Consider the following 26,288-nt stretch of genomic DNA (forward strand, 5'->3'; position numbering starts at 1 on the left):
ACGAGATCGGCATGGGCGACAACATCTGGCTCGGCGACCGCGACGCGGTGCGCACCCCGATGCAGTGGACGCCGGACCGCAACGCCGGCTTCTCGACCTGTGACCCCGGGCGACTCTACCTGCCGACGATCATGGACCCGGTCTACGGCTACCAGGTGACGAACGTCGAGGCGTCCATGGCCTCGCCCTCCTCCCTGCTGCACTGGACCCGGCGCATGATCGAGATCCGCAAGCAGAACCCCGCCTTCGGCCTGGGCACCTACACGGAACTGCCGTCCTCCAACCCGGCCGTCCTGGCCTTCCTGCGGGAGGCCCCCCCGAATGGGGACGGGGAAGACGACGTGGTGCTGTGCGTGAACAACTTCGCGCGGTTCGCGCAGCCCACCGAACTCGACCTGCGCGAGTTCGCCGGACGCCACCCGGTGGAGCTGTTCGGCGGAGTCCGCTTCCCCGCCATCGGCGAGCTGCCGTACCTGCTGACCCTCGGGGGCCACGGCTTCTACTGGTTCCGGCTCACCCGAGTCGCATCCCGCATCGGCCGCCGCGCTTGAGCCTGGGCCGAGGAAAGGACGCGTCACCATGCCGAAGACCGCACCCCTGCGCCCCAGACGCAGGCAACTCGCCGAGCCCATGGCGTCGCTCGGCGAGCTGCTGCGGGAGTGGCTGCCGCACCAGCGCTGGTTCGCCGGCAAGGACCGACCCGTCGCCGAGCTGGGTCTGCTGTCGATGACCGAGCTGTTCCCGGGCTGTCTGCACCTCCTGGTGCACACCGGACAGGGCCCCGTGCCCGCCCCGGGCGGCGCCCCCTCGGCCGGGGACTGCTACCAACTGCTGCTCGGCGTACGCGAGCAGCCCTCTCCGCGCCTGGGCCGGGCGATCATCGGTCAGGTACAGGACGGCCCGCTGGCCGGGCGGACGGTCTACGACGCGCTGCACGATCCGCGCACCGCGCAGCTCCTGCTGGAACGGCTGCGGCACCCCGGCAAGGCGGGGCCGCTGCGCTTCGAGTCCGACCCCGCGCGGCCGGTGCCCGGCGGACTCGCGCCGCGCCTCCTGGACGCGGAGCAGTCCAACTCCTCGCTGATCTACGGCGACGAGTTCATCCTCAAGCTCTTCCGGCGCGTCCAGCCGGGCGTCAACCCCGACCTCGAGGTGCCGGACGCGCTGGCCCGCCAGGGCTGCGGGCGGGTCCCGGCGCCGGTGGCGTGGATGCGCACGACGCATCCCTACGAGGCGACCCTCGGTGTGCTCCAGCCGTTCCTGCACGACGCCTCCGACGGCTGGACCCTCTCCCTGAACGCGCTCGCGTCCGGGGACGACTTCACCGTGCAGGCCCACGAGCTGGGACAGGCCATGGGGGATGTACACCTGGCGCTGGCCTCCGCCTTCCCGGCCGGGGCCCCCGGGGAGAACGGCCGCACCGCGGCGGCGATGACCGAGCGGCTGACGGCCGCCGCGCACTGCGTCCCGGCGCTCCAGCCCTTCGTCCCGGGACTGCGGGCCGCCTTCGCCGCGCTGACCACCTGCGACTCCGGGCCGCCCGCCCAGCGCATCCACGGCGACCTGCACCTCGGGCAGGTGCTGCGGGCAGGCCGGGACTGGTTCGTCATCGACTTCGAGGGCGAACCGTCCCGCCCGCTGGCCGAACGGCGCAGCGCCCACTCCCCCGTCCGGGACATCGCGGGCATGCTGCGCTCCTTCGACTACGCCGCCCGGCAGCGTCGCCCCTGGCGCCCCGAGTGGGCGCGCCGCTGCCGGGAGGCGTTCTGCGCGGGCTACGCCGCCCGCGCGGGCTGGGACCCCCGTAAGAAGCACGGCCTGCTGCGCGCCTACGAGACGGACCGGGCCGTGTATGAGGTGCTGTACGAGGCGCGGCACCGCCCCGACTGGCTTCCCGTACCCATGGCGGCGATCGAACGACTCGCCGTGAGAGGAGACTGACCCGTGGCACTCCGCGACACCTCACTCCCCGAGCCGTCCGCGCCCGCCCCGTCCCCACCCGGCGCCCGCGCCACCGCCCCGCCGCTGGACCCCACCGACCGGGGGCGCCTGCTGGCGGGCGCCCACCACGATCCGCACGCCCTGCTCGGTGCCCACCCGGTTCCCGGCGGGGTCGCCTTCCGGGTGCTGCGGCCCTTCGCCCGCGAGGTGAGCGTGGTCGTGGGCGGCGAGCGCCACGCCCTCGTCTCCGAGGAGGACGGCCTCTTCTCCGGTGTGCTGCCGCTGGCCTCGATCCCGGCGTACACCGTCGTCGTGGCGTACGAGGAGGGCGAGCACGAGGTCCACGACCCGTACCGCTTCCTGCCGGCCCTGGGCGAGCTGGACCTGCACCTGATCTCCGAGGGCCGGCACGAGGAGCTGTGGCGGGCGCTCGGTGCGGAGCCGATGAGCCACGAGGGCGTCACCGGCACCCGGTTCACGGTGTGGGCGCCGAACGCCCAGGGCGTGCGGGTCGCCACCGACTTCACGCACTGGGACGGCACCGCGTTCCCGATGCGCTCGCTGGGCTCGTCGGGCGTGTGGGAGCTGTTCCTGCCGGGCGTCGGTGAGGGCACCAAGTACAAGTTCGAGATCCACTCGCGCCACGGCCACCGGTTCCTGAAGGCCGACCCGATGGCCCGCGCGGCCGAGGAGCCGCCGAACACCGCGTCCGTGGTGACCGCCTCGCGGTACGAGTGGGGCGACGCGGAGTGGATGCGGACCCGGGCCGCCACGCCGGTGCACGAGGCGCCCTTCTCCGTGTACGAGGTGCACCTGGCGTCCTGGCGGCCGGGCCTCACCTACCGCGAGCTGGCCGAGGAGCTGCCCGCGTACGTCAAGGACCTGGGCTTCACCCACGTGGAGCTGATGCCGGTCGCCGAGCACCCATACGGCCCGTCGTGGGGGTACCAGGTCACCGGTTTCTACGCGCCCACCGCACGCCTCGGCTCGCCCGACGACTTCCGCTTCCTGGTCGACGCCCTGCACCGGGCGGGCCTCGGCGTGATCATGGACTGGGTGCCGGCGCACTTCCCGAAGGACGACTGGGCGCTGGGCCGCTTCGACGGGGAACCGCTGTACGAGCCCGGGGACTCCCGGCGGGCGGAGCACCCGGACTGGGGCACGTACACCTTCGACTTCGCCCGGACCGAGGTGCGCAACTTCCTCGTGGCGAACGCGGTGTACTGGTGCGAGGAGTTCCACATCGACGGGCTGCGCGTGGACGCGGTCGCCTCGATGCTCTACCTGGACTACTCGCGCGACTCGGGGCAGTGGGAGCCCAACCAGTACGGCGGCCGTGAGGACCTGGCGGCCATGGCGTTCCTCCAGGAGATGAACGCGACCGTCTACCGCCGCTGCCCCGGCGTGGTGACCATCGCCGAGGAGTCGACGGCGTGGGGCGGCGTGACCCGGCCCACCGACACGGGCGGGCTCGGCTTCGGCCTCAAGTGGAACATGGGCTGGATGCACGACTCGCTGGAGTACGCCGCGCACGAGCCGGTGCACCGCAAGTACCACCACCACGAGATGACGTTCTCGATGGTGTACGCGTACAGCGAGAACTACGTCCTGCCGATCTCCCACGACGAGGTGGTGCACGGCAAGCAGGCGCTGGTGTCGAAGATGCCGGGCGACTGGTGGCAGCGGCGGGCGAACGTGCGCGCCTACCTCGGCTTCATGTGGGCCCACCCCGGCAAGCAACTGCTCTTCATGGGGCAGGAGTTCGCGCAGGGCGCCGAGTGGTCCCAGGAGCACGGGCCGGAGTGGTGGCTGCTGGACGAGGGGTACCACTCGGCGGCCGACCACCGCGGGATCCAGGACCTGGTCCGCGACCTCAACACCCGCTACGCGGGCACCCCCGCGCTGTGGCAGCGGGACACCGACCCGGCCGGTTTCCGGTGGGTGGCGGTGGACGCGGCCGAGGACAACGTCTTCGCGTTCCTGCGGTTCGACGCGGACGGTGCGCCGCTGCTGGCGGTGTCGAACTTCTCCCCCGTCGTCCGGCACGAGTACCACCTGGCCGTTCCCGGCGAGGCCGTCGCCTGGCAGGAGGTGCTCAACACCGACGCCGGGGAGTACGGCGGCAGCGGGGTGACCAACCCCGGTCCGGTCAAGCCCGAGGACGGCGCCGTCCGGATCACGCTGCCTCCGCTGGCCACGGTCTGGCTGACGCCGTACGCCCTGTGAGACGACCAGGTGTCCGACCGGCTGCCCGGGGCAGTCGGTTGGTCCCGGGAGCCCACAGAGAGGCGGCACCACGTGCGCACCGTCGGAGTGGAGGAGGAGCTCCTCCTGGTCGACCCAGCGACCGGAGAGCCACGGGCGCTGTCCGCCGCCGTGCTGGCCAGGGCGTCGCTGGACGACGCCGAACAGGACGTGTTCGAGAAGGAACTGCACGAGCAGATGCTCGAGTTCGCCACCCATCCGCAGGCGGACATGGAGCGGCTGCACACGGAGATCGTCCGCTGCCGTGAGGAGGCTGGCCGGCACGCCGGGGGGATCGGGTGCGCCGTCGCCGCGCTCGCCTCGTCGCCGCTGCCGGTCACCCCGTCCATCGGCGTGAACCGCCGCTACGAGTGGATGGCCGACCAGTACGGCGTCGTCGTCCAGGAGCAGCTGGTCCTCGGCTGCCACGTGCACGTCGCGGTCGGCTCCGACGAGGAGGGCGTCGCGGTCATCGACCGGGTGCGGCCCTGGCTGCCGCTGCTGACCGCGCTGAGCGCGAACTCCCCCTACTGGCAGGGGGAGGACTCCTCGTACAGCAGCTACCGCAGCCGGGTCTGGCAGCGGTGGCCGTCGGCCGGTCCGACGGAGCTGTTCGGTTCGGCCGAGCGCTACCACCGCCGGGTCGCGGACATGCTGGCCACGGGCACGATCCTCGACGACGGGATGGTCTACTTCGACGTCCGGCTCTCCCCGCGCTATCCGACGGTCGAGTTCCGGGTGGCGGACGTCTGCCTGGACGCGGGGACCGCGGTCGTCCTCGCCGCCCTCGCCCGCGCGCTGGTCGAGACGGCCGCCCGTCAGTGGCGCGCGGGCACCGAGCCGGACGGGCACAGCGTGAGCCTGCTCCGCCTGGCGGCCTGGCGGGCGGCCCGCTCCGGGCTGACGGAGGAGCTGCTGCACCCCGCGACGATGCGGCGGATGCCCGCCGCGGTGGTCGTACGGGCGCTGGTGGAGCACGTCGAGGAGGCGCTGGCCGACCACGGTGACCTCGACCGGGTGCGCGAGGGCGTCGGGACGCTGCTGCGCCACGGGAACGGCGCCCGGGTGCAGCGCGAGCTCTTCGAGCGCACGGGCAGTCTCAGTGAGGTCGTCACGGCGTGCGTGCGCCGGACCCAGGCGGCCTGAACCGAGATCACCGCGCGGACACACTTCTGCCGTCCCGGCCCCCCGCGGCCTGCGGCTCGGCTAGATTCCGAGCACCGCCGGCCACGGTACTCGTGGGTGGTGTCACCGTCCGTACACGTCAGGAGCCAGCGTATGCGCGACCTCGCTCCCGCTCCCCGGGCCGCCGGGCCGCTGACCGGCGGGCTCGCCGACAGCCTCTTCGAGACGGCCGCCCGCAGGCCGACCCTGCCGATGCTCGCGCGCCGCCGCGGCCCCGACTCCGCGGTCTGGGACGAGGTGACGGCGGTGGAGGTCCGCGACGAGGTGGTCGACCTGGCCAAGGGGCTGATAGCGAGCGGGATCCAGCCGGGCGACCGGGTGGCGATCCTGGCCCGTACCCGGTACGAGTGGACGGTCTTCAGCCACGCCCTGTGGACGGTGGGCGCCGAGGTCGTGCCGATCTATCCGACCTCCTCGCGCGACCAGGTCGAGTACATCCTGCGGGACGCCGGCTGTGTGGGCGTGCTGGTCGAGGACGAGCAGAGCGTGATGACCGTCGGCTCGGTGTGCGCGTCGCTGCCGGCCCTGCGGCACGTCTGGCAACTGGACGCGGGGGCGCTGGACGCGCTCGTGGCGCGCGGCGAGTACCTCCCGTTCGCCACCGTCGACTCCATGCGCCGCATCGTGCTGCCGGACTCCACGGCGGTCGTCGCCTACACCTCGGGGACGTCGGGCCGGGCCATGGGCTGCGCCCTCAGCCACCGCGGGCTGGCCCTCCCCTGCGACACGCTGATCGCGGGCTGGGGCCACACGGTGGCGCCGGAGGGAGAGCAGGGCGCGGTCCTCGCCTACCTCCCCTTCTCGCACGTGTACGGGCTGATGATCCAGACCCTGTGTGTGCGCGGCGGGCTCCTGATGGCGCACGAGCCCGCGATGACCGGCGAGGCGCTCTCCTCGGCCCTGCGGTCCTTCCGTCCGACGTATCTGTACGCCGTCCCGTCGGTCCTGGAGAAGATCTACAAGAATTTCCTGCGCGCGGCCCAGCAGGCGGGGCGCGGGGCCCTGTTCGAGCGGGCCGCCGGCACGGCGCGGGACTTCGCCGCGGCGCTGGAGCGCCAGCGGCTGGGCAGGGGGCCGGGGCCCGGCTTCGACCTGCGGCTCCAGCACGCCCTGTACGAGCGGACGGTGTACCGCCGGCTGCGGAACGCTCTCGGGGGACGGGTGCTGCGGGCGACGTCCGGCGGTTCGCCGCTCAGCCGCGAGCTGTCCCTGTTCTGGGAAGGCATCGGGGTCTACGTCCACGACGGCTACGGGCTGACGGAGACCAGCGGCGGACTGACGATGCAGCCACTGGGCCGGGAGAAGTCGGGCACCGTCGGGCAGCCGTTGCCCGGGGTGGAGATCCGGCTGGCCGACGACGGGGAGATCCTGGTGCGCGGGGCGTCGCTGTTCCAGGGGTACGTCGGTGACGAGGCCGCCACCCGCCAGGTGATGCGCGGGGGCTGGCTGGCCACCGGGGACCTCGGGCACCTGGACGACGAGAACTATCTGGCGATCACCGGCCGCAAGAAGGACATCATCATCACCAGCGGCGGCAAGAGCGTCGCGCCGGCCGCCCTGGAGCAGCGGCTGCGGATGCACCCACTGGTGCACCAGGCGGTGGTGGTCGGCGACAACCGGCCCTGTGTCGGTGCCCTGATCACTCTGGACCCGGAGTTCCTGACGCACTGGCGGGCGGCGCTGGCCGCGCAGGGCGACACCGCGGCCCGTGAGGCACGCGAGGAGAACGCGCTGCGGGAGGAGGTGGCGCGTGCGGTGGCCGCCGCCAACAGCGCGGTGTCCCGCTCGGAGTCCATCCGGGTCTTCCGCGTCCTGCCGGAGCCCTTCGACGTGGCCAACGGCCTGCTCACCCCGTCGATGAAGCTGCGGCGGGACGAGATCGTGCGGACCTACGCCCTGGAGATCGACGCGATGTACGAGGCGCGCTCGCACCGCCGGCCGCCGCAGCCGCCGCCCGAGGAGCCGGCCGGCTGGGAGGAACCGGACAGCGTGTTCCTCCGCTGAACCGCGCCCGGGGGTGACAGGGCCGTCACCCCGGGTCGCACCGGCAGGACCAGGCAGACCGACGCGAATGGCCTCGGCCGTCTCGGGAACTAACAAACGAAGGGAATGCGAAGGAAGGACGACGCCCGGCCGGTGCCGGGCCGGGAAGGCGAGATGGCAGCCGAGTCGCGTAGGGACAGGACACTGGCTTCCGAGGAGATCACGAGCCGCACGGCGAGCTTCACCGGGGAACTGCACAACGTGACCGGTGCGCGGCTGGTCGCGGAGGAGTTCCTCTACGACCTGGCCCGTGCGGCGCCTCCCGCGGCGCCCGAGCACTGGGACGACATACTCCTCGTGGTCACCGAACTGGCGGCCAACGCCGTGCAGTACGCCCCGGGGCCGTTCCAGCTGCGGCTGCGCCGTACCTTCGACGGCGTGCACGTGGTCATGCACGACACCAGCCTGACCGAGCCCGCGCCGCGTCCCTTCCATCCGAGCAACGGCGGCGGCGGCATCGGCTGGCATCTGATCCACACCCTGTCCGACCAGGTGAGCGTCGTCACCGGTGAGCGGGGCAAGGACATCCACGTCTTCCTGCCCTGGTGACCTCGCGGTCAGGTGCTCGCGGGGCGCAGGGGCACCAGCACGCTGATCGTCTTGCCGCCGCCCTCCCGCGGGTCCACGGCGATGTCCCGGGCCAGCCGGGCGACCAGCGGCCAGCCGTAGCCGCCTCCGGGGTGCGTGGTGGGGAAGGCGTACGCCGCCCGGGGCACCACCTCGCTGTGGTCGTGCACGGCGATCCACAGCCCCTCGGGCATCGGCCGCACCTCGAAGCCGGCCAGTCCGTCGCCGTGCCGGATCGCGTTGGTGACCAGCTCCGAGACCACGAGCAGGAGGTCGACGACGTCCTCTTCGCGGACCGTGCGGCCGGAGCCGCCCCACTGGGCGCGCGCCACCGACTCGGCGTGGGCGCGTGCCGCCGACGCGCTGTCCACCACGGCCGGCGCCGGCACCCCCACAGGGGCGGCGGCGGACGAGGCCGTGATGATCCCTTCACTTGGTTCCATGTCGTGGGTCCCCGTTTTCAGCGTGTTTCCGCGTGCTCTCTTCCGGCGCCCGGTCAGGTCGCGGAAGTCTCCCTCGGCGGCAGCCGATGGTAGTAGTCGCCGACGGACGCCAGGTAGGCACGGTCCATCGTCTCGCTGTCGGTCCGGAACCGCGGCGCGGCCTTCACCTCGGCCCTGGTGCAGGTCAGCGTGACCGTCCGGGACTCGGGGTCGATGCCGCGGACCACGCCCACCGGCACCAGCACGCTCCGGCCGAAGACCCAGACTCCGGTGTCGACGACCAGGTGCTGCATGCCGAAGTACTCGGCCTGCCGGTCCACGTGCCCGATGGTTCCGTCGTCGGCGACGACGGTGCAGTCCGTCAGGTCCTGTCCCTCCACGTGACCGCTGTCCGCCGCGTACGACCAGATGCTCTCCATCGGCACGCTGTCCCTTCCCTCCCGTTTCGGCGACTTCCGCGGAGCCGGTCCGGCCCCACAGCAGCAGATACCCGGCCGGAGCCACCGCATTCGGGCCCGCGGGCCGATCGGGGGCGGCGAAACGCCCCCGCCGAGGGGCGCGGCCCCGCTTTGTCCGCACCCCGCACCTGGGTTAATCTCGGGCGTATTTTCTCATCGTGCAAATCCGTGAACAGCGGAAATGCCACGCAACAGCCCGGACCCACCCAATCGGTCCGGAGGGGGTCCGAGTCCTCGCTCCGAGGGCTCTTGGGGAGCGGAACGAGGGTGCGCATGACCAACGACAGCGCCGGGGCCGTCGACGCGGTTCCGGCCGATCAGGAGTTGCGCCGCCTTCTGGCGGGCCTGACGGCGGTGCGGGACGGCGACTTCGGCACCCGTCTGCCGGACGACGCCGACGGCCTGATGGGCGACATCGCCAAGGTCTTCAACGGCATGGTCGACCAGTTGTCCGTGTTCACCTCCGAGGTGACCCGGGTGTCCCGCGAGGTCGGCACGGAGGGCACCCTCGGCGGACAGGCGAAGGTGCCGGGTGTCTCGGGCACCTGGGCCGACCTGACGGACTCGGTCAACGCCATGGCGGGCAATCTGACCACGCAGGTGCGGGACATCGCCCAGGTGGCCACCGCCGTGGCCAAGGGCGACCTCTCCCAGAAGATCGACGTCGACGCCCGCGGCGAGATCCTCGAACTGAAGAACACCATCAACACGATGGTCGACCAGCTCTCCGCCTTCGCCGACGAGGTCACCCGCGTCGCCCGCGAGGTCGGCACCGACGGACGCCTCGGCGGCCAGGCCGACGTCCAGGGCGTCAAGGGCACCTGGCGCGACCTCACCGACTCGGTGAACTTCATGGCGGGCAACCTGACCAACCAGGTCCGCAACGTCGCCCAGGTGGCCACCGCCGTGGCCAAGGGCGACCTCTCCCAGAAGATCACCGTGGACGCGCGCGGCGAGATCCTGGAGCTGAAGAACACCATCAACACGATGGTCGACCAGCTCTCCGCCTTCGCCGACGAGGTCACCCGCGTCGCCCGCGAGGTCGGCACGGCCGGGAACCTGGGCGGCCAGGCCCGGGTGCGCGGGGTGTCGGGCACCTGGAAGGACCTCACCGACAACGTCAACGTGATGGCGTCGAACCTGACCGGTCAGGTCCGCTCCATCGCCCAGGTCGCCACCGCCGTGGCGCGGGGCGACCTGTCGCAGCGGATCACCGTCGACGCCAAGGGCGAGGTCGCGGCGCTGGCCGACGTCATCAACACGATGGTGGACACCCTGTCCGCCTTCGCCGACGAGGTCACCCGCGTCGCCCGCGAGGTCGGCACCGACGGACGCCTCGGCGGCCAGGCCAACGTGCCGAACGTCGCCGGCACCTGGAAGGACCTCACCGACAACGTCAACTCGATGGCCAACAACCTCACCGGCCAGGTGCGCAACATCGCGCTGGTGACGACCGCGGTGGCCCGGGGCGACCTGTCGAAGAAGATCGACGTCGACGCGCGCGGCGAGATCCTCGAACTGAAGACGACGATCAACACGATGGTCGACCAGCTGTCCGCCTTCGCCGACGAGGTCACCCGCGTCGCCCGCGAGGTCGGTACCGAGGGCCGGCTCGGCGGTCAGGCCGAGGTGGAGGGCGTCTCCGGCACCTGGAAGCGCCTCACGGAGAACGTCAACGAGCTGGCCGGCAACCTCACCCGCCAGGTCCGCTCGATCGCCCAGGTCACCTCCGCCGTCGCCGAGGGCGATCTGACCCGCTCCATCAACGTGGAGGCGTCCGGCGAGGTCGCCGAGCTCAAGGACAACATCAACTCCATGGTGGAGTCCCTGCGCGAGACCACCCGGGCCAACCAGGAGCAGGACTGGCTCAAGACCAACCTGGCCCGCATCTCCGGCCTGATGCAGGGCCACCGGGACCTGCCCGTGGTCGCCGAGCTGATCATGGACGAGCTGGTACCGCTGGTGTCGGCGCAGTACGGCGCGTTCTACCTGGCCGAGGAGGGGGACCAGGGTCCCGAACTGCGGCTGGTCGGCTCCTACGGCTACCCGGAGAGCACCGCCAGGCCCACCCGTTTCGCCTTCGGCCGCACCCTGGTCGGCCAGGCGGCGCGCAGCCGGCGCACCATCCTGGTGGACGACCTGCCGGCCGGCTACCTGACCGTCTCCTCGGGGCTCGGCGAGATCGTGCCGACGGCCCTGGTGCTGCTGCCGATCGTGGTGGAGGGGCAGGTCCTCGGCGTCATCGAACTCGCGTCGGTCGCCCCGTTCACGCAGATCAACCAGGACTTCCTGCAAATGCTGATGGAGACCATCGGCGTGAACGTCAACACGATCGTGGCCAACGCCCGTACGGACGAACTCCTGGCCGAGTCGCAGCGCCTCACCGGCGAACTCCAGGCCCGCTCGGCCGAGCTCCAGGTGCAGCAGGAGGAACTCCAGCACTCCAACGCCGAGCTGGAGGACAAGGCGTCCCTGCTGGCGACGCAGAACCGGGACATCGAGGCGAAGAACCTCCAGATCGAGCAGGCCCGGCAGGAGCTGGAGGCACGGGCCCAGCAGCTGTCGCTGGCCTCGAAGTACAAGTCGGAGTTCCTGGCCAACATGAGCCACGAACTGCGCACCCCGCTCAACAGCCTGCTGATCCTCGCCCAGTTGCTCGCCCAGAACCCCTCGCGCAACCTCACCCCGAAGCAGGTCGAGTACGCGGGCATCATCCACTCCGCGGGCTCGGACCTGCTCCAGCTGATCAACGACATCCTGGACCTGTCGAAGGTCGAGGCGGGGAAGATGGACGTCGCCCCGGAGCGGGTGACGCTGCGGCAGCTCATCGAGTACGTCGAGGCCACCTTCCGGCCCATGACGACGCAGAAGGGCCTGGAGTTCACGGTGGCGACGGCCGCCGGCGCGCCCGCGGACCTGCTGACCGACGACTCCCGGCTGCGTCAGGTGCTGCGCAACCTGCTGTCCAACGCGGTGAAGTTCACCGAGCGGGGCGGCGTGGAGCTGGCCGTCGAACCGGCGCCGGACGACGAGGTGCCCGCGGGCGTGGTCCGGGGCGGTGCCGTGGTGGCCTTCCGGGTGAAGGACACGGGCATCGGCATCCCCGAGCAGAACCTGGAGTCGATCTTCGGGGCGTTCCAGCAGGCGGACGGCACGACGAGCCGCAAGTACGGCGGCACCGGGCTCGGCCTGTCCATCACACGGGAGATCGCCCAGCTGCTCGGCGGCGCGGTCACCGTGGACAGCACGCCCGACCGCGGCAGCACCTTCACGCTGTTCCTGCCGGTGACCCGGCCCGACTTCGAGGAGCTGCTGGTACGGGGCCCGGACCGGGTGCCGGACGAGTCGACCGCCGACGTGCTCGCCCGGCCGGCACCGGTGCCCGAGCTGACGAGCGGCGGTCACCGGCCGCGCCCGCGGCGGCTGCTGGTCGTGGAGGAGCGCCCGCGCGGTCTGCTCACCCTCGTCGCGGAGAGCGTGATCGCCGATCTGACGCACGGGCGGGACGAGGCGGGCGACCGGCCCCCGCTCGACGTGATCACCGCCGTGGGGGCGCAGGAGGCGGCCGGCGCGCTGGCGGCCGAGCCGTGCCACTGCGTCGTCCTGGAGCTGGGCATGCCGGACGAGGAGGCGTCCCGGTTCCTGCACGCGCTGCGGGGCGACTCCGCGCTGGCGAGCGTGCCCGTGCTGGTGCACAGCGGCCACCGCGTGGACGCGGCCCTGGAGGAGGACCTGCGCTCCGGCGCCGCGGGCGGGGTGCTGGAGTTCCTGTCCAGCCTCGACGAGCTGCGCGAGCGTATCGCCCTGCACCTGGCCGCCGAGGAGCCCGGGGACGTACTGACCCTGGTCCGGCCGGAGGAGCCCCGGCGCGCGAGTGCGCACCTCGGGGAGGACTCCCCCACCGGGCGCACCGTCCTCGTCGTCGACGACGACGCGCGCAACCTCTTCGCGCTCAGCGGGATCCTGGAGCTGCACGGTTTCCGCGTCCTGCACGCGGAGAACGGCCGCCGGGGCATCGAGAAGCTGACGCACCACCCGGAGGTCGCGCTGGTCCTGATGGACGTGATGATGCCGGAGATGGACGGCTACACGGCGACGGCGGAGATCCGCCGGATGCCCGAGTACGCCGAGCTGCCGATCATCGCGGTCACCGCCAAGGCGATGCCGGGCGACCGGGAGAAGAGCCTCGCCTCGGGGGCCAGCGACTACGTCACCAAGCCCGTCGACACCCAGGACCTCATCGCCTGCGTCCGACGGTGGCTGCCCGCATGACCGCACCGGCCCCCGTCCCGTACCAGGGTGGGCCGGACGGAGCGCGGCGCGGCCCGTCGCGCTCCGTGGCCCTCGCCAGCCGAGGAGCGTCCCCGTCGTGAGCAAGTCCGAGCAGTCCCGCGAACCGGCCGCCGCACCGCGGGAGCCGTCCGCCGCACCGCCCCCGGCACCCGGGCCGCCGCAGTCCTGCGCGCTCGACGGACCGGCCGTCGGCATGCGCGCGCTGACGCCGCTGTCGCCCGTGGGCCGGCTGGCGGCCACCGTCGACCGGCTCAGCAGCGAGGTACGGGCCGCCCAGGCGGAGGCCGAGGGCCGGGCCCTGATCGAGCTGGCCAAGGGCATCCTGGTGGCGCGGCTCGGCTGCGGTCCGGCCCAGGCGGCGCGGCAGCTCGCCGAACTGGCCGAGCAGTCCCGGGCGACGCCGCTGGAGTTCGCGGTCGACGTCATCAACCAGGCGGCGCGGGACCGGATGTCGGAGGTGACGGACGCCTTCCTCGCGGCGACCGCCGCCGTGCGCTCCGAGTCCGACCGGGACCCCCGGGCCGGCGGGGACGGCGGGGGCTCCGGGCGAGACCGGCGGCCCGGGGAGACGGGGGGCGACTCCGCCGCCGTACGCCTGCGGGCCGCCGAGAGCGGCGCGCTGGCCGCGGGCGACACCCAGGCCGTGGCCGACTCCCTGCTGGAGCAGGCGCTGCGCCCGCTCGGCGCGGTCGCGGTGGCCATCTGGGCGGCCGGGTACGACGGGTCGCTCACCCTGGCCGGCAGCGCGGGGTTCTCCCCGGCCGAGGCCACCCGCTGGCGCTACGTGCCGCCGGACGTGGCGACGGTCGCCCGGTCCGGACTGACCGAGCGGACGGGGCAGTGGTTCACGTCCCTGGCGGAGACGGGGCTGCCCAGCGTGGGCCGGCACCAGTATCCGGACGGCGGCAGGGTCGCCGTGCCCGCCGGCACCGGAGGGCGCCTGCACGGCGTGCTGGAGATCGCCTGGCCGGCACCGCTGGCGCCGCAGCCGCCGCAGGTGGTGCGCCAGGTGGAGGCCCTGGCGGAGCTGTGCGCGCACACCCTGGAGTCGTACACGCCGCCGAACGGCGCCGGGCAGCAGCCGCGGGTCATGCCGGACGCGGTGGAGCTGATGGACCTGGCCGACGGACTGTACGACCCCGCCCTGGTGCTGGTGCCGCACCTGGACGCCGACGGCCGGCTGGCGGACTTCCGCATCCAGCACGTGAACGAGAATTTCCTGGACCCCGCCGGCCGGCCGCGTGCCGTCGTGAGCGGGGCCCTGCTGCTGGAGGCGTACCCGTTGGCCGCCGGGGACAGCGAGCTGTTCCGGCACCTCGAGCGGGTGTACGCGACGGGCGAGCCGTTCCGGGCCCGGCGCATGAACCTGACCGCGCTGGTGGACCAGGTGGCCCTGTCGGCGGTCGCGGACATAAGCGTCAGCCGGCACGGCAACGCCGTCCTCCTCATCTGGCGGATCGAGGACGAGACGGCCCGGCTGGCCAGCCTCCTCCAGCACGCCCAGCGACTCGGCCGCATCGGCGGTTTCGAGGAGAACCTGCTGACCGGCGAGATCACCTGGAACGGGCAGCTCTTCGACCTCTACGGACGTCCGCGGACGAGCACCCCGGTGCGGCTGGAGGAGCTGGCCGCCCACGCCCATCCGGACGACGCGGTCGCCATCGGACGCTTCCTGCGCACGCTGCTGCACCACCGGCGGCCGGCCTCGGCGGCGTTCCGGCTCCAGCGGCCGGACGGCGTGACCCGGCACGTGCGGGTGGTGGCCGAGCCGGTCCTGGACACCGACGACCGCCTGCTCGTCGTACGGGGGGCCTATCAGGACATCTCCGCCCAGCACTGGACCGAGGTGGCGCTCGCCGCGACCCGCGACCAGCTGGCCCACACCGAGCAGCAGGCCATCGAGCGCAACCGGCTGACCCTCCAGTTGCAGCACGCCATCATGCCGCCGGCGCAGACCCCGCTGAAGATGCCCGAACTCCAGGTGGCCGTCCGCTACCGGCCCGCGGAGACGGAGCAGCTGGTCGGCGGCGACTGGTACGACGCCGTGAGGCTGCCGAACGGGCTGGTGCTGCTGTGCGTCGGCGACGTGGCCGGACACGGCATAGAGGCGGCGACCAGCATGGTCGTGCTGCGCAACGCGCTGCGCGGGCTGGCGGTCACCGGGGCCGGTCCGGGCCAGCTGCTGTCCTGGCTCAACATCGTCGCGCACCATCTGACGGGCGGTGTCACCGCGACCGCGGTGTGCGGGCTGTACGACCCGGCCCGGCGCACCCTGCGCTGGGCCAGGGCGGGCCATCTGCCGCCGGTGCTGGTGCGCGGCGTACGGGCGGAGCGGCTGCCGCTGGTCAGGGGGATGCTGCTGGGCGCGGTCGCGGAGGCGGCGTACGAGGAGGCCGAGGTGCAGCTGGCCGGCCAGGACACGCTGCTCATGTACACCGACGGCCTGATCGAGCGCCGGGACCGCTCCGTGGAGGAGGCGCTGGACCAGTTGCTGACCACCGTCAGCCCGACGCCGACCACCCTGGACCAGCACCTGGACCGGCTGCTCACCTACAGCCGGTCGGACACCGACGACGACACCTGCCTCGTGGGCATCCGGGTCGGCTGAGGGCGGTCCGCGAACCCGTCCCGGCGGCCGTGCATGGGACCCGGATTCGGGGGTAATCGCCGGGCGCGGCGGATCACGACGGTCCGCCGCGACGCCGCGTTGTTGGAGGTACACGTGCCCATCGCCCAGAACCCGTTGTCCGTCGAGGTGACGCTGCCGCGGGAGGAGATCGCGCTGCTGAAGGTGGCGGGCTACCTGGACGTCGACACCGCGACCGAGCTCCAGCATCACCTGGCCAACCAGCTCCACCACGGCCGACGGCACTTCCTCCTGGACCTGTCGGAGGTCCCGTTCATGGACTCCTCCGGCATGAACATCATCCTGCGGGTCTACCAGGAGGCCCGGGAGCTGCCGGGCAGTGTGCACATCATCGCACCGGCCCCGGCGGTGCGCCGCGTCCTGGACCTGACCGGGGTGAGCATCACCGTGCCGGTCTCGGAGAGCACCGAGGAGGCGCTCTCTCGCGTCGACGCGCAGCCGGCGGGTCCCGGCGTGCCGGAGGCCTGAGCCCCGGGCCCCGCCGGGCGGGGACCGGTCGTGCGGGAGCAGGTGTCGTGCGAGGTCGGAGGGTGGTTACAGTTGTCGCCCGGCAGAGTCACATCACCGCCGCACCGCTTCGTGCGCTGCGGGGGGCAGGAGCGGATGAGGAGTGGAACAGGTGCCGGAAGAGGGAACCGCGGGATCGCCCACGCTTGAGATCAGGGACTTCCTGCGGCGCCGCCGGGAGCAGATCGCCCAGCGCTGGGCCGACGAGCCCTTGTTCCGGGCCGTGTTCACCGTCTCGCGCGACGAGGCGGTCGAGGCGGGCAAGGCCGTGGTGGACGCGCTGGCTCAAGTCGCGGACGCGGAGCGGGTGGAGGACCCGGACGCCGCGGGATTCACCACGGTGCGCGAGCAGTTGGCGCGGATGGGCGCGGCCCGCTCCCGGGCGGGCCTGAGCAGCGCGCAGGTGTCGGGCGAACTGGCCATGCTGCGTGCACCGGTCGAGAGCCTGCTCCTGGCCGATCTGCCCGACGACTCCGTCGAGCACACCCGCTCCTGTCTGGCCACGCTGGGTGTGCTGATGGGCACCCTGCGCGTCGTGGTGATGCAGACGGCGCTCAGCGAGGGCCAGGCACTCATCGACCGGCAGCGGCTGCAGTTGCTGGAGGTCGCCACCCCGGTCATCAAGCTGTGGGACGGCGTCGTGGCCGTGCCGCTGATCGGCACGCTGGACAGCGCCCGCAGCCAGGTGGTGATGGAGACCCTGCTGGAATCCATCGTGGAGCAGCAGGCGCGCTTCGCGATCCTGGACATCACCGGTGTCCCGACGGTCGACTCCCTGGTGGCCCAGCACCTGATGAAGACGGTCGCGGCGGCCCGGCTGATGGGCGCCGAGTGCATGGTCTCCGGCATCCGGCCGGCGATCGCGCAGACCATGGTCCACCTCGGTCTCGACCTGGGCAACGTGCCGACCCGTGCGAGCCTGGCCGACGCGCTGGCGTACGTACTGCACCAGCTCGGGGTCGGCATCGTGGCGCCCGGCTCGAACGGAGCGGTCACGCGGTGAGCGAGAGCTTCCCGGGACCCGGCGGGGCTCCCCCGGCGGGTCGTCTTCCGGTCCTGCGGCTCGGTGACGTCCTGCTGGTCACCTTGCAGGGAGACCTGCACGACAGCACGGCGCAGCAGCTCCAGGAGGATCTCGCCGAGACCATCGTGGGCAGTGGCGCCACGGGTGTGATCATCGACATCTCCGGTGTGGAGATCGTCGACTCCTTCCTCGGCCGGGTGCTGGCCGAGATCGCCGGGCAGAGCGGCCTGCTCGCCGCGCGCACCGTGGTGGTCGGCATGCGGCCGGCGGTCGCCATCACGCTGGTGGAGCTGGGTCTCACGCTGCCGGGCATGCGGACGGCGCTCAGTCCCGAGCGGGCGATGGAACTCCTCACGGGGCAGGCCCCGTCGTCCCGCCACGGCGGCCTGCGCCGGGAGACTCAGTGATGCACACTGCCGCGGGCTCCCAGGCCCGCCTGCCGATCCGTTCGGACATGGATCTGGTGTGGGTGCGACAGCATGTGCGGCAGGCCGCCGCACAGACCGGCTTCGGGCTGGTGGACCAGACCAAGCTGGTCACGGCGGCCAGCGAACTGGCGCGCAACACGCTCGTGTACGGCGGGGGCGGAACGATGGAGACGGAGCAGCTGACCGACGGGTCCGCCCGGGGGCTGCGGCTCACCTTCGCCGACGAGGGGCCGGGCATCGCGGATCTGGAGCAGGCGCTCAGTGACGGCTTCACCTCCGGTGAGGGGCTGGGCCTGGGGCTGGGAGGGGCCCGGCGGCTGGTGCACGAGTTCGCGATCGAGAGCGCCCCGGACACGGGCACGACGGTGCGGGTGACGTCCTGGGTGGGCAGACCGCCGCGGCCGCGCGAGGAGTCCTGATGCCACGCGTGTGGGACGTGCCGGTGCACGACTCGACCCGGGTGCGTGACGTCAGGGTGGCCGCGGAACAGGCGGCGGCGCTGGCCGGACTGGACGAGCGGCGCACCGCCACGGCGGCGCTGGTGGCGACCGAGCTGGCCACCAATCTGCTCAAGCACGCCGGGGGCGGCCGGGTCCTCATCGACGTCGTCGCTCCGCCCGTCCTCGCCGGCGGCCGGGACGGAGCCCGGCTCGTGCAGGTGACCACGGTGGACCACGGCCCGGGGATCGCCGACGTGCCCGCCGCCCTGGGGGACGGTTTCACCACGGCGCACTCCCTCGGTGCCGGTCTGGGCACCTGCGCGCGTCTCTCGGACCACTTCGACCTGCACAGCGTCCCGGGGCGGGGCACGGTGGTGGCCGCCCGGATCGGCGCCGTACCGGACGGCCCGGCCACCGAGCCGGGCCCTGCGGACCGGGTGCGGGCCGGCGGCGTCAACCTCCCCTTCGGCGGGGCGCAGTACTCCGGCGACGCCTGGGCCTGGGTGCGCGCGGGCGACCTGGTCACGCTGATGCTGGCCGACGGTCTGGGACACGGCCCGGAGGCGGCCCGTGCCTCGACCGCCGCCGTCGATGCCCTGCGCGACGCGGCCCACGTCACCCCCGCGGACGCGCTGCGGCGGCTCGACCGGGCGCTGACCGGCACCCGCGGCGCGGCCGTCGCGGTGGCCCAGGTCGACGCGCGGGCCGGCGTGCTCAGGTTCGCCGGCGTCGGCAACATCGGGGCGCGGCTGTGCGAGGGCGGCACCTGGCGCCATCTGCTGTCCCGGCCCGGCATCATCGGCACCCACCGGCCCACGACGCTGCGTGAGGAGACCGCGGACTGGGCGGACGACCGGGTGCTGGTGCTGCACAGCGACGGTCTGCCGAGCCGCTGGACGCCGACGGCGGAGACCTGCAGCACGACGGCCGACCCGGCGGTGACCGCCGCCGTCACCCTCCGCGACGCGAGCAGCCCGGCCCGCCCGGTGCGGGACGACACCGCGGTCGTCGTGCTGGCCCCCGTCCCGGGGAACCGCCCATGACCCGTACCTGGCAGATCAGCGACGTCACCGACGCGGCGCGGGCGCGCGTCGCCACCGCGCGGCTGGCCGCGGCCTGCGGAGTGCCGCCGCTGGAACGCACCCGGCTGACGGCCGCGGTCGGCGCGCAGCTGCGGCTGTGCCTGACCAAGGGCGGCACCTGGCGGCTGACCCTCACGACGGGCCCGGCGGGCCGCGCCGCGTCGGAGGCCGGGAAGGGCGCCCTGCACGCCGTGGTGACCTCGCCGGACGCCGCGGCCGCGGGCGAGCCGCCGTGGCAGGTCACGGTGGCCTGCCCCGAACCGGCCACGGATCTCGGGGACGGCGCCGTGCCGGACGACGCGGCCGGACTCGCGGAGGCCCTGCTCGGTGCCGACGAGGACACGGCGCTGGTGCTGGAGCGGCTCGGCGAGCAGGAGGACCTGGTCGGCTTCCACCGCGAGGAGTTGCAGCAGACCAACCAGGGCGTCGTGGCGCTGCACGCGGAGCTGGACGCCGCCGGGCGGGCCCAGCGGGAGGCGTTCGCCGCCGAACGCAAGGCGCGCACGGAGGCGGAGAACGCCCGGCGGCGGCTGACCTTCCTGGCGGACGCGAGCGCGGTGCTGACGGCGTCCCTGGACCACCACGAGATCGTGCGGCGGCTGCCGGAGCTGCTGGTGCCCGAGTACGCGGCGAGCGTCGACGTCTGGCTGTTCGAGCAGGACGACGGGCGGCCGGTGCAGGCGCGTCCTGCGGCGGCCGTGGTCGCGGCCCGCACCGGGCGGCCGCAGTACGCCGCCACGCAACCGGGGGGCCTGCCCGGCGTCCAGGACCAGCCCCCCTCGGCGCTGGACGCGGACCGGCCCGCGCTGTGCATCCCGCTGCCGACCCGGCAGGCGCCCCAGGGCGTGGTGACCCTGTCGCCGCCCGGGGAGCAGTGGGACCCGGACGACGCCGTCATGCTGGTGGAGCTGACCCGGCGGGCGAGCATCGCGATCGACCACGCCCGGCGCTACCAGCACAACCGCGACATCGCGGAGACGCTCCAGCGGGCCCTGCTGACGGAGCTGCCCTCCCCGGCGGGCCTCGGGCTGGCCGCCCGCTATCTGCCGGCCACCCACGGGCTGAACATCGGCGGCGACTGGTACGACGCCTTCCGCCAGCCCGACGGCGGGGTCATCACCGTGGTCGGCGACGTCACCGGGCACGGGCTGCGCGCCGCCGTGATGATGAGCCAGCTGCGTACCGCGCTGCGGGCGTACGCTGTGGACGGCGGCAGCCCGGGGCGGCTGCTGACCCGGCTGCACACGTTCCTGCACCATTTGCAGCCCGACCTGTTCGCCACCGCCGTCATCGCGCGCTTCCACCCCGACGACCCGACCCTGACGTGGGCCGCCGCCGGCCATCCGCCGCCGGTGCTGCGGACCCCGGACGGTCAGGTGCGGATCCTGGACGACAAACCCGGCGCGATGCTCGGCATCCCGCTCCGCCAGGAGATCGCCGACCACACGGTGCCGCTGGCGCCCGGCTCCACGCTGGCGCTGTACACCGACGGTCTGGTGGAGCGCCGCGCCCAGGGCATAGACCCGGGCATCGGGCGACTGGCCGACGCGCTGGGCTCGTTCGCGCCGGCGAAGCTGGAGACGGACCTGGAGGGTGCGGCGGACGGGCTCCTGGATCCGCTGCTCAGCGACTCCGAGCGGGACGACGACGTGTGCCTGCTGCTGTGCCACCTCCGCGGCCCGGCCTGACCGGCGGCACCACTCCCCCGGCCGCGCCCGCCCGATCGCACCCGCCTGCCGCACCCGGCTGGCCGCACCGGCGTGGGCGCGATGGGATTGTCGAGGTGCGAAGCAGCGATCCAGGGGCAGGCGAAGGGCGTTCGCGGCGGAACGTCCGACGCCGCAGAAAGGGATGAACACCGTGACACGACCCAGGATTCTGGTGGTCGGCGCAGGTTTCGCCGGCGTCGAGTGCGTCCGCCGTCTGGAGCGGAAGCTCGCCCCCCGAGAAGCCGACGTCACCCTGGTGACACCGTTCTCCTACCAGCTCTACCTGCCCCTGCTGCCCCAGGTCGCCTCCGGGGTGCTGACCCCCCAGTCGATCGCGCTCTCCCTGCGCCGCAGCAGCCGCTACCGGACCCGGATCATTCCGGGCGGCGCCATCGGGGTGGACCTGAAGGCGAAGGTGTGCGTGGTGCGCACCATCACCGACCAGATCGTCAACGAGCCGTACGACTACATCGTCCTCGCACCCGGAAGCATCACCCGCACGTTCGACATCCCGGGGCTCACCGACAACGCGTTCGGCATGAAGACGCTGGCGGAGGCCGCCTACGTCCGCGACCACGTCATCTCCCAGCTGGATCTCGCCGACGCCAGCCAGGACCCGGTCGAGCGCGCCTCCCGGCTCCAGTTCGTGGTCGTGGGCGGCGGTTACGCCGGTACCGAGACCGCGGCCTGCCTCCAGCGGCTGACGCACGCGGCCGTCAAGCGGTACAACCGGCTCGACCCGAGTCTGATCAAGTGGCACCTGATCGACATCGCCCCGAAGCTGATGCCCGAGCTGGGCGAGAAGCTCGGGCGCGACGCGCAGGAGGTCCTCGCCCGGCGCGGCATCGAGATCTCCCTGGGTGTCTCCATCGACAAGGCCGGGCCCGAGGAGGTCACCTTCACGGACGGCCGGGTGGTGCCGACCCGCACGCTGATCTGGACGGCGGGCGTGGTGGCGAGCCCGCTGATGGCCACGCTCGGCGCGGAGACGGTCAAGGGGCGGCTCGCGGTCACCGCCGAGATGTGCCTGCCGGACCACGACGGGGTGTTCGCGCTGGGCGACTCCGCCGCCGTGCCCGACCTCGCCAAGGGCCAGGACGGCGCGGTGTGCCCGCCCACGGCGCAGCACGCGATGCGGCAGGGCCGGCACGTCGCCGAGAACCTCATCGCCACGCTGCGCAACCAGCCGATGCGGCCGTACGTGCACAAGGACCTCGGTCTGGTCGTGGACCTCGGCGGCACCGACGCGGTCTCCAAGCCGCTCGGCATCGAGCTGAAGGGTCTGCCGGCGCAGGCGGTGGCCCGCGGCTACCACTGGTCGGCGCTGCGCACGGGCGTGGCCAAGGCCCGGGTGGCGGCGAACTGGGCGATCAACGCGGTGGCCGGCGACGATTTCGTCCGCACCGGCTTCCAGGCCCGCAAGCCGGCCAAGCTGAAGGACTTCGAGTACACCGACGCCTATCTGACCCCGGAACAGGTACGGGAGCGGGTCGAGGGGGCGGGTCTGAAGGAGCGGTGACCCCGCGGCCGGGTCCGGCCCGCGGCATGACATGCTGAGAAGTGGATCTCGGCGTGAACCGGCCGGGAATCGGCTGTGAATCGGGAGAGTGTACGGCGGCGTGAAGGCAGCGGGGCGCTCGGTGCGGACACGGCTGCGGGACAGCGTCGCCGCGTCCGACCCCGGGCTGTTGCGGCTGACGGCGGGACTGCGGACGGTGGGCGCCATCGCGCTGACGCTGGCGGTGCTCGCCGTGTTCGGCGTGGACGTCAAGCATCTGGTGGCGGGCGCCATGGCGGCGATGGTCGCCACGTTCGCCATCCGGGAGAAGGAGCTGGGCCCGCAGGCCGTCACGCTGGCGCTGGGCCTGCCCGTCGCCCTGGCCTCGGTGTCGCTCAGCGCGCTGCTGACCTCGCGGGTGATCATCGGCGACGCGGTCTTCGTCGTCCTGATCTTCTGCGCGGTCTTCGTCCGCCGGTTCGGCGACCGCGGCACCGCGTTGGGGCTGATCGGCTTCCAGGTCTACTTCGTGTCGCTGTTCGTCGGCGCGAAGGTGTCCGGGCTGCCGGCCCTGTGGACCGCCATCGCGGTGGCGTTCGCGTCCAGCGCGGTGGTGCGCTTCGGGATCGTACCGGCGACGCCGGCGCGGATCCTGCAACGGCTGCGGCAGGCGTTCCGGGCCCGCCTGGCGCAGCTGATCGCCACGCAGGCCGAGTTGCTGGACGCCGGTCCCGACGACATCGAGAAGACCCTGGAGCGGCTGCGCGAGGGCACCGCGCGGCTGCACGAGACGGCCCTGATGATCCAGTCCCGGCTGGAGGAGGGCACGCCCGACGAGTCCACCGCGCGGCTGGTGCAGCGGCGCATCGCGGACGCCGAGATCGCCGCCGAACGGCTGGGCCTGCTGCTGCTGACCGCGCGCAGCGCCGAGCGGGCGGACACCCTGACGCTGCACCTGCCGGGGGCGCCCGCGCCCTCGGTGGGCCACTCGCCGGCGCCCGGTGAGGCGACGGACATACTGCGCCGGGACCTGGCGGCGCTGCGCACGCTGGTGCTGAGGCCGCCGGCCGAGGCGCGCGGGACCGCGCTGTCCCATCTGCGCAACCGGCTCCTGGGCTACCGCGACGAGGAGAACCTGCCCGAGGCGACCCCGGCCGTCCAGGACGTCTTCCGCGGCATCGGTGAGAGCGCGCGGGCGGTCATGGGGCTGCGGATCGCGCTGGACGGGCCGCAGGACGAGTCGGACGACTCACCGGCGACGGCCCGTTCCCGGGAGGAGCTGGACGCCGAGGACGCGGCGATCGACGCCGGCGAGGAGGCGGCGGCCGAGGACGAGCCGACCGGTCTCAGGCGGCCCACGACGCGGGCCGCGGTGCAGGTGGCGGTGGGGTCGTCGCTGGCCATCGTGGGCGGTGAGTTCCTGTCGACGCAGCGCTGGTACTGGGCGGTGCTCACCTGCTGGATCGTCTTCATCAACACCGCGTCCACCGGCGAGATCCTGGTCAAGGGCTACCGCCGGCTGCTGGGCACCGTGCTGGGGGTGGTGGCCGGCATCGTGCTGGCCGGTCTGGTCGGCAACCACACCTGGACCGCGTTCGGGCTGGTGCTGGTGCTGATCTTCGCGATGTTCTACACGGCGCCGCTGTCGTACACGCTCATGTCGTTCTTCGTCACGGCGATGCTGGGGCTGCTGTACACCCTGCTGCACACGTACAGCATGTCCGTGCTGCTGCTGCGGGTGGAGGAGACGGCGCTGGGCGCGGCGTGCGGGATCGTCGCGGCGGCGCTGGTGCTGCCGATACGGACCGACCGGCGGACCAACGAACTGCTCGGCACGGTGCTGGAGCGGCTCACCGACGTCACCGAGGGCGCCGTCGACCAGCTCAGCGGCGGTCCCGCGGCCGACCTGCTGGACACGGCCCGGGAGCTGGACCAGGCGCTCGGCGACCTGCGGGCCGCCGTGCAGCCGCTCACCCACCCGATCACGCCGCTGCGCTCGCGGCGCAACACGGCGCAGTACGTGGTCGCGCTGCTGGAGACCTGCGCCTACCACGCGCGGTCGCTGGCCGCGACGGCCGAGCTGCTGCCCACCCACCCGTCGATCGCGGCCGACCCGCGGCTGCGCGGGGCGGTGCGGCGCACGGTGCGCAACATCGAGGCGATCGCCGCCCACGTCGAGGACGACGACAAGGTGACCGAGGTGGAGACCGGCCCCAGCATCGCCTCGCTGCTGGAGCCGGACGCCGCCGGGACGCCCCGGTACGGCAGGATCACCGGCCGGGTGCTGCGGCACCTGGAGCGGCTGGACGAGGCGGTGGTCGGCCTCGCCCGGCCGCTGGGTGTCGCCGTGAGGACTCCGCAGCGCTGAGCCGCCGGAGCCGGGCGGTCAGAAGTCGCTGGGCAGACCGCTCGCCTCGGCGATGCCGCGCAGTTCCTCGTTCTGCCGGTGGCGTTCCTTGAGGTAGTCGGCTATCTCGCCGAGGCGTTCGGGGTCGGCGGCGGTGGTCGCGTCGGTGACGACCCGGACGGGGCCGGTCTCGTCGGTGCTGATCTCGACGACTTCGTTGTCCAGCCGCCCGGTGACGGCGGTGGCGATGACCAGGGCGGCCTCGTCCCTGATCTCCTGGGGCAGTGCCTCGGCGTTGTCGCCGTCCAGGGAGAAGTCGATGGTCGGCATCTGCTGCTCGTCGATCGCCTGGAGGACCGGTTCCACCACGCTGAGCAGCAGCTGGTAGTCGTCGTTCGGCATGCGGACGCGCAGGAGGTCGAGGTAGACGTCCACGGGACGTCCGTCCGGCGGAGGAATCTCGTGTTCGTTCATTCGCCCCGTGTTCCCCGTGGTGCCCGGCTCAGACGCGGCGCCAGCGTGCCAGCGCGAAGGAGAACACCCCGAACAGGACCAGACCGGCGGCCACGAGGGCCAGGAGCCAGGGGCCGAGGGGCGTGTCGGCGAAGGAGCGGAGGGTGTCGTCGAGGCCCTTGGCCTGATCGGGCTTGTAGTCCACCGCGGCCCGCACCGCGAAGGCGCCCGCCGCCGCGAACACGGCTCCGCGGGCCACTCCCCCGCCGACGCCGGTGACGTCGAGCAGCGTCCGGGCCCGGGAGCCGAGGGCGCCGAGCTTCAGCTTCTTGTGGTAGCTGCGGCGGATGGCCTGCACGGCGATCACCACTCCGGCGACCACGATGCCCGCTCCGGCCAGTCCCACGATCCACTGCCCCGCGGGCATCTCCATGACCTTGGCCGTGACGTCCCGGGACTGCTGGTCGCTCGAGCCGCTGCCGCCCGCGCCGGCCGCGAAGGCCAGGACGGAGTAGGCGACGAAGGCGTAGAAGACGCAGCGGGCCGCGGCCGGCAGCCGCTTCTTGGCCTTGTGCCCGTCCTTGCCGGTGGCGCCGAAGGCCGCCTCGGACAGGCGCCACAGGGCCATTCCGACGAGCCCGATGCCCAGCGCCCACAGCAGGACGGCGCCGAACGGCTTGTCCGCCAGCTCCTCCAGGGCGCCGCCCCGGTCCGCCTGCCGGTTTCCGCTGCCGAAGGCGATCTGCAGGGCCAGGATGCCGACCAGCAGGTAGATGACTCCGCGAGCGGTGAGCCCCGCCCTGGCGGCCCCCTCGGCGGCCGATCCGTTCGCGGCCCTCCGGGCGGTGCCGCGGCCCGTGCTTGCCATGACTCGTGCGTTCATGTGGACCTCCCCTCCGGGACACCGCATGCCCCGGCATCGGCCCCGCACGCACAGACCGGCCCGTACACCGCCCAGCGGTGTACGGGCCGGAGTCCA

The 26,288-nt window shown here is 73.1% G+C and carries 20 protein-coding genes; 16 read left to right on the top strand and 4 right to left on the bottom strand.

Going from position 1 to position 26,288, the window contains the following annotated elements:
- From ACZ67M_RS23545 to ACZ67M_RS23570, 6 genes are all read left to right on the top strand, one after another.
- Nucleotides 1–551, top strand: a 551-nt coding sequence (locus ACZ67M_RS23545; protein WP_392104987.1) for an alpha-glucosidase C-terminal domain-containing protein, incomplete at its 5' end; no start/stop codon positions are given.
- A 28-nt stretch (nt 552–579) separates the two neighbouring features.
- On the top strand, nt 580–1,941 hold the full coding sequence (locus ACZ67M_RS23550) for a maltokinase N-terminal cap-like domain-containing protein (protein ID WP_361356391.1): 1,362 nt from the start codon (nt 580–582) through the stop codon (nt 1,939–1,941).
- A gap of 3 nt (nt 1,942–1,944) precedes the next feature.
- Nucleotides 1,945–4,167 carry a 1,4-alpha-glucan branching protein GlgB gene (glgB, locus tag ACZ67M_RS23555; protein WP_469852602.1) on the top strand — a complete coding sequence of 741 codons (2,223 nt, stop codon included), beginning with the start codon at nt 1,945–1,947 and terminating at the stop codon, nt 4,165–4,167.
- A 72-nt stretch (nt 4,168–4,239) separates the two neighbouring features.
- The gene (locus ACZ67M_RS23560; protein WP_385802800.1) at nt 4,240–5,331 is read left to right on the top strand and encodes a glutamate--cysteine ligase; all 1,092 of its coding nucleotides are present in this window, start codon (nt 4,240–4,242) and stop codon (nt 5,329–5,331) included.
- A 132-nt stretch (nt 5,332–5,463) separates the two neighbouring features.
- Nucleotides 5,464–7,374: an AMP-dependent synthetase/ligase gene (locus tag ACZ67M_RS23565; protein WP_469852604.1), complete on the top strand. Its 1,911-nt coding sequence runs from the start codon at nt 5,464–5,466 to the stop codon at nt 7,372–7,374.
- A 153-nt stretch (nt 7,375–7,527) separates the two neighbouring features.
- Nucleotides 7,528–7,962 carry an ATP-binding protein gene (locus ACZ67M_RS23570; protein WP_361356383.1) on the top strand — a complete coding sequence of 145 codons (435 nt, stop codon included), beginning with the start codon at nt 7,528–7,530 and terminating at the stop codon, nt 7,960–7,962.
- Between the two features lie 8 nt (nt 7,963–7,970).
- On the opposite strand, the gene ACZ67M_RS23575 is transcribed toward ACZ67M_RS23570, so the two are convergent.
- Nucleotides 7,971–8,423, bottom strand: coding sequence for an ATP-binding protein (locus ACZ67M_RS23575; RefSeq protein ID WP_469852606.1), 453 nt, complete (start codon nt 8,421–8,423; stop codon nt 7,971–7,973).
- A gap of 53 nt (nt 8,424–8,476) precedes the next feature.
- A complete protein-coding gene (locus tag ACZ67M_RS23580) occupies nt 8,477–8,842 on the bottom strand; it encodes a PRC-barrel domain containing protein (RefSeq protein WP_392105073.1) in 366 nt (121 codons plus the stop codon).
- A 312-nt stretch (nt 8,843–9,154) separates the two neighbouring features.
- Here ACZ67M_RS23580 and ACZ67M_RS23585 point away from each other — a divergent pair, with 312 nt between their 5' ends.
- The 10 genes from ACZ67M_RS23585 to ACZ67M_RS23630 all read left to right on the top strand — a co-directional run bounded on the left by ACZ67M_RS23585 (nt 9,155) and on the right by ACZ67M_RS23630 (nt 24,877).
- Complete coding sequence (locus ACZ67M_RS23585) at nt 9,155–13,153, top strand: HAMP domain-containing protein (RefSeq protein WP_385802805.1); 3,999 nt, start codon at nt 9,155–9,157, stop codon at nt 13,151–13,153.
- Nucleotides 13,154–13,367: 214 nt separating this feature from the next.
- Nucleotides 13,368–15,782 carry a SpoIIE family protein phosphatase gene (locus ACZ67M_RS23590; protein ID WP_392238108.1) on the top strand — a complete coding sequence of 805 codons (2,415 nt, stop codon included), beginning with the start codon at nt 13,368–13,370 and terminating at the stop codon, nt 15,780–15,782.
- A 114-nt stretch (nt 15,783–15,896) separates the two neighbouring features.
- Nucleotides 15,897–16,289 carry an STAS domain-containing protein gene (locus ACZ67M_RS23595; protein ID WP_361356377.1) on the top strand — a complete coding sequence of 131 codons (393 nt, stop codon included), beginning with the start codon at nt 15,897–15,899 and terminating at the stop codon, nt 16,287–16,289.
- A 151-nt stretch (nt 16,290–16,440) separates the two neighbouring features.
- Nucleotides 16,441–17,331 (top strand): STAS domain-containing protein, encoded by an 891-nt coding sequence (locus ACZ67M_RS23600; protein WP_361356375.1) that lies wholly within the window; start codon nt 16,441–16,443, stop codon nt 17,329–17,331.
- A complete protein-coding gene (locus ACZ67M_RS23605) occupies nt 17,328–17,759 on the top strand; it encodes an STAS domain-containing protein (RefSeq protein WP_361356373.1) in 432 nt (143 codons plus the stop codon). Before ACZ67M_RS23600 ends, ACZ67M_RS23605 begins: the two co-directional genes overlap by 4 nt.
- A complete protein-coding gene (locus tag ACZ67M_RS23610) occupies nt 17,759–18,199 on the top strand; it encodes an anti-sigma regulatory factor (RefSeq protein WP_392014827.1) in 441 nt (146 codons plus the stop codon). Before ACZ67M_RS23605 ends, ACZ67M_RS23610 begins: the two co-directional genes overlap by 1 nt.
- Complete coding sequence (locus tag ACZ67M_RS23615) at nt 18,199–19,263, top strand: ATP-binding SpoIIE family protein phosphatase (RefSeq protein WP_392014830.1); 1,065 nt, start codon at nt 18,199–18,201, stop codon at nt 19,261–19,263. The genes ACZ67M_RS23610 and ACZ67M_RS23615 overlap by 1 nt, the downstream gene beginning before the upstream one ends.
- Nucleotides 19,260–20,990 (top strand): PP2C family protein-serine/threonine phosphatase, encoded by a 1,731-nt coding sequence (locus ACZ67M_RS23620; RefSeq protein ID WP_361356367.1) that lies wholly within the window; start codon nt 19,260–19,262, stop codon nt 20,988–20,990. The genes ACZ67M_RS23615 and ACZ67M_RS23620 overlap by 4 nt, the downstream gene beginning before the upstream one ends.
- Before the next feature lie 163 nt (nt 20,991–21,153).
- Nucleotides 21,154–22,530 (top strand): NAD(P)/FAD-dependent oxidoreductase, encoded by a 1,377-nt coding sequence (locus ACZ67M_RS23625; RefSeq protein WP_161329384.1) that lies wholly within the window; start codon nt 21,154–21,156, stop codon nt 22,528–22,530.
- Nucleotides 22,531–22,630: 100 nt separating this feature from the next.
- Complete coding sequence (locus tag ACZ67M_RS23630) at nt 22,631–24,877, top strand: FUSC family protein (RefSeq protein ID WP_361356364.1); 2,247 nt, start codon at nt 22,631–22,633, stop codon at nt 24,875–24,877.
- Nucleotides 24,878–24,895: 18 nt separating this feature from the next.
- Here the strand turns inward: ACZ67M_RS23630 and ACZ67M_RS23635 are convergent, their stop codons facing one another.
- On the bottom strand, nt 24,896–25,330 hold the full coding sequence (locus ACZ67M_RS23635; protein ID WP_122618714.1) for a hypothetical protein: 435 nt from the start codon (nt 25,328–25,330) through the stop codon (nt 24,896–24,898).
- 28 nt (nt 25,331–25,358) lie between these two features.
- Nucleotides 25,359–26,192, bottom strand: a complete 834-nt coding sequence (locus tag ACZ67M_RS23640; RefSeq protein ID WP_392014836.1) for a DUF1206 domain-containing protein — start codon at nt 26,190–26,192, stop codon at nt 25,359–25,361.
- Nucleotides 26,193–26,288: the final 96 nt, after the last annotated feature.

This window comes from Streptomyces sp. NPDC107500, from assembly GCF_055582785.1.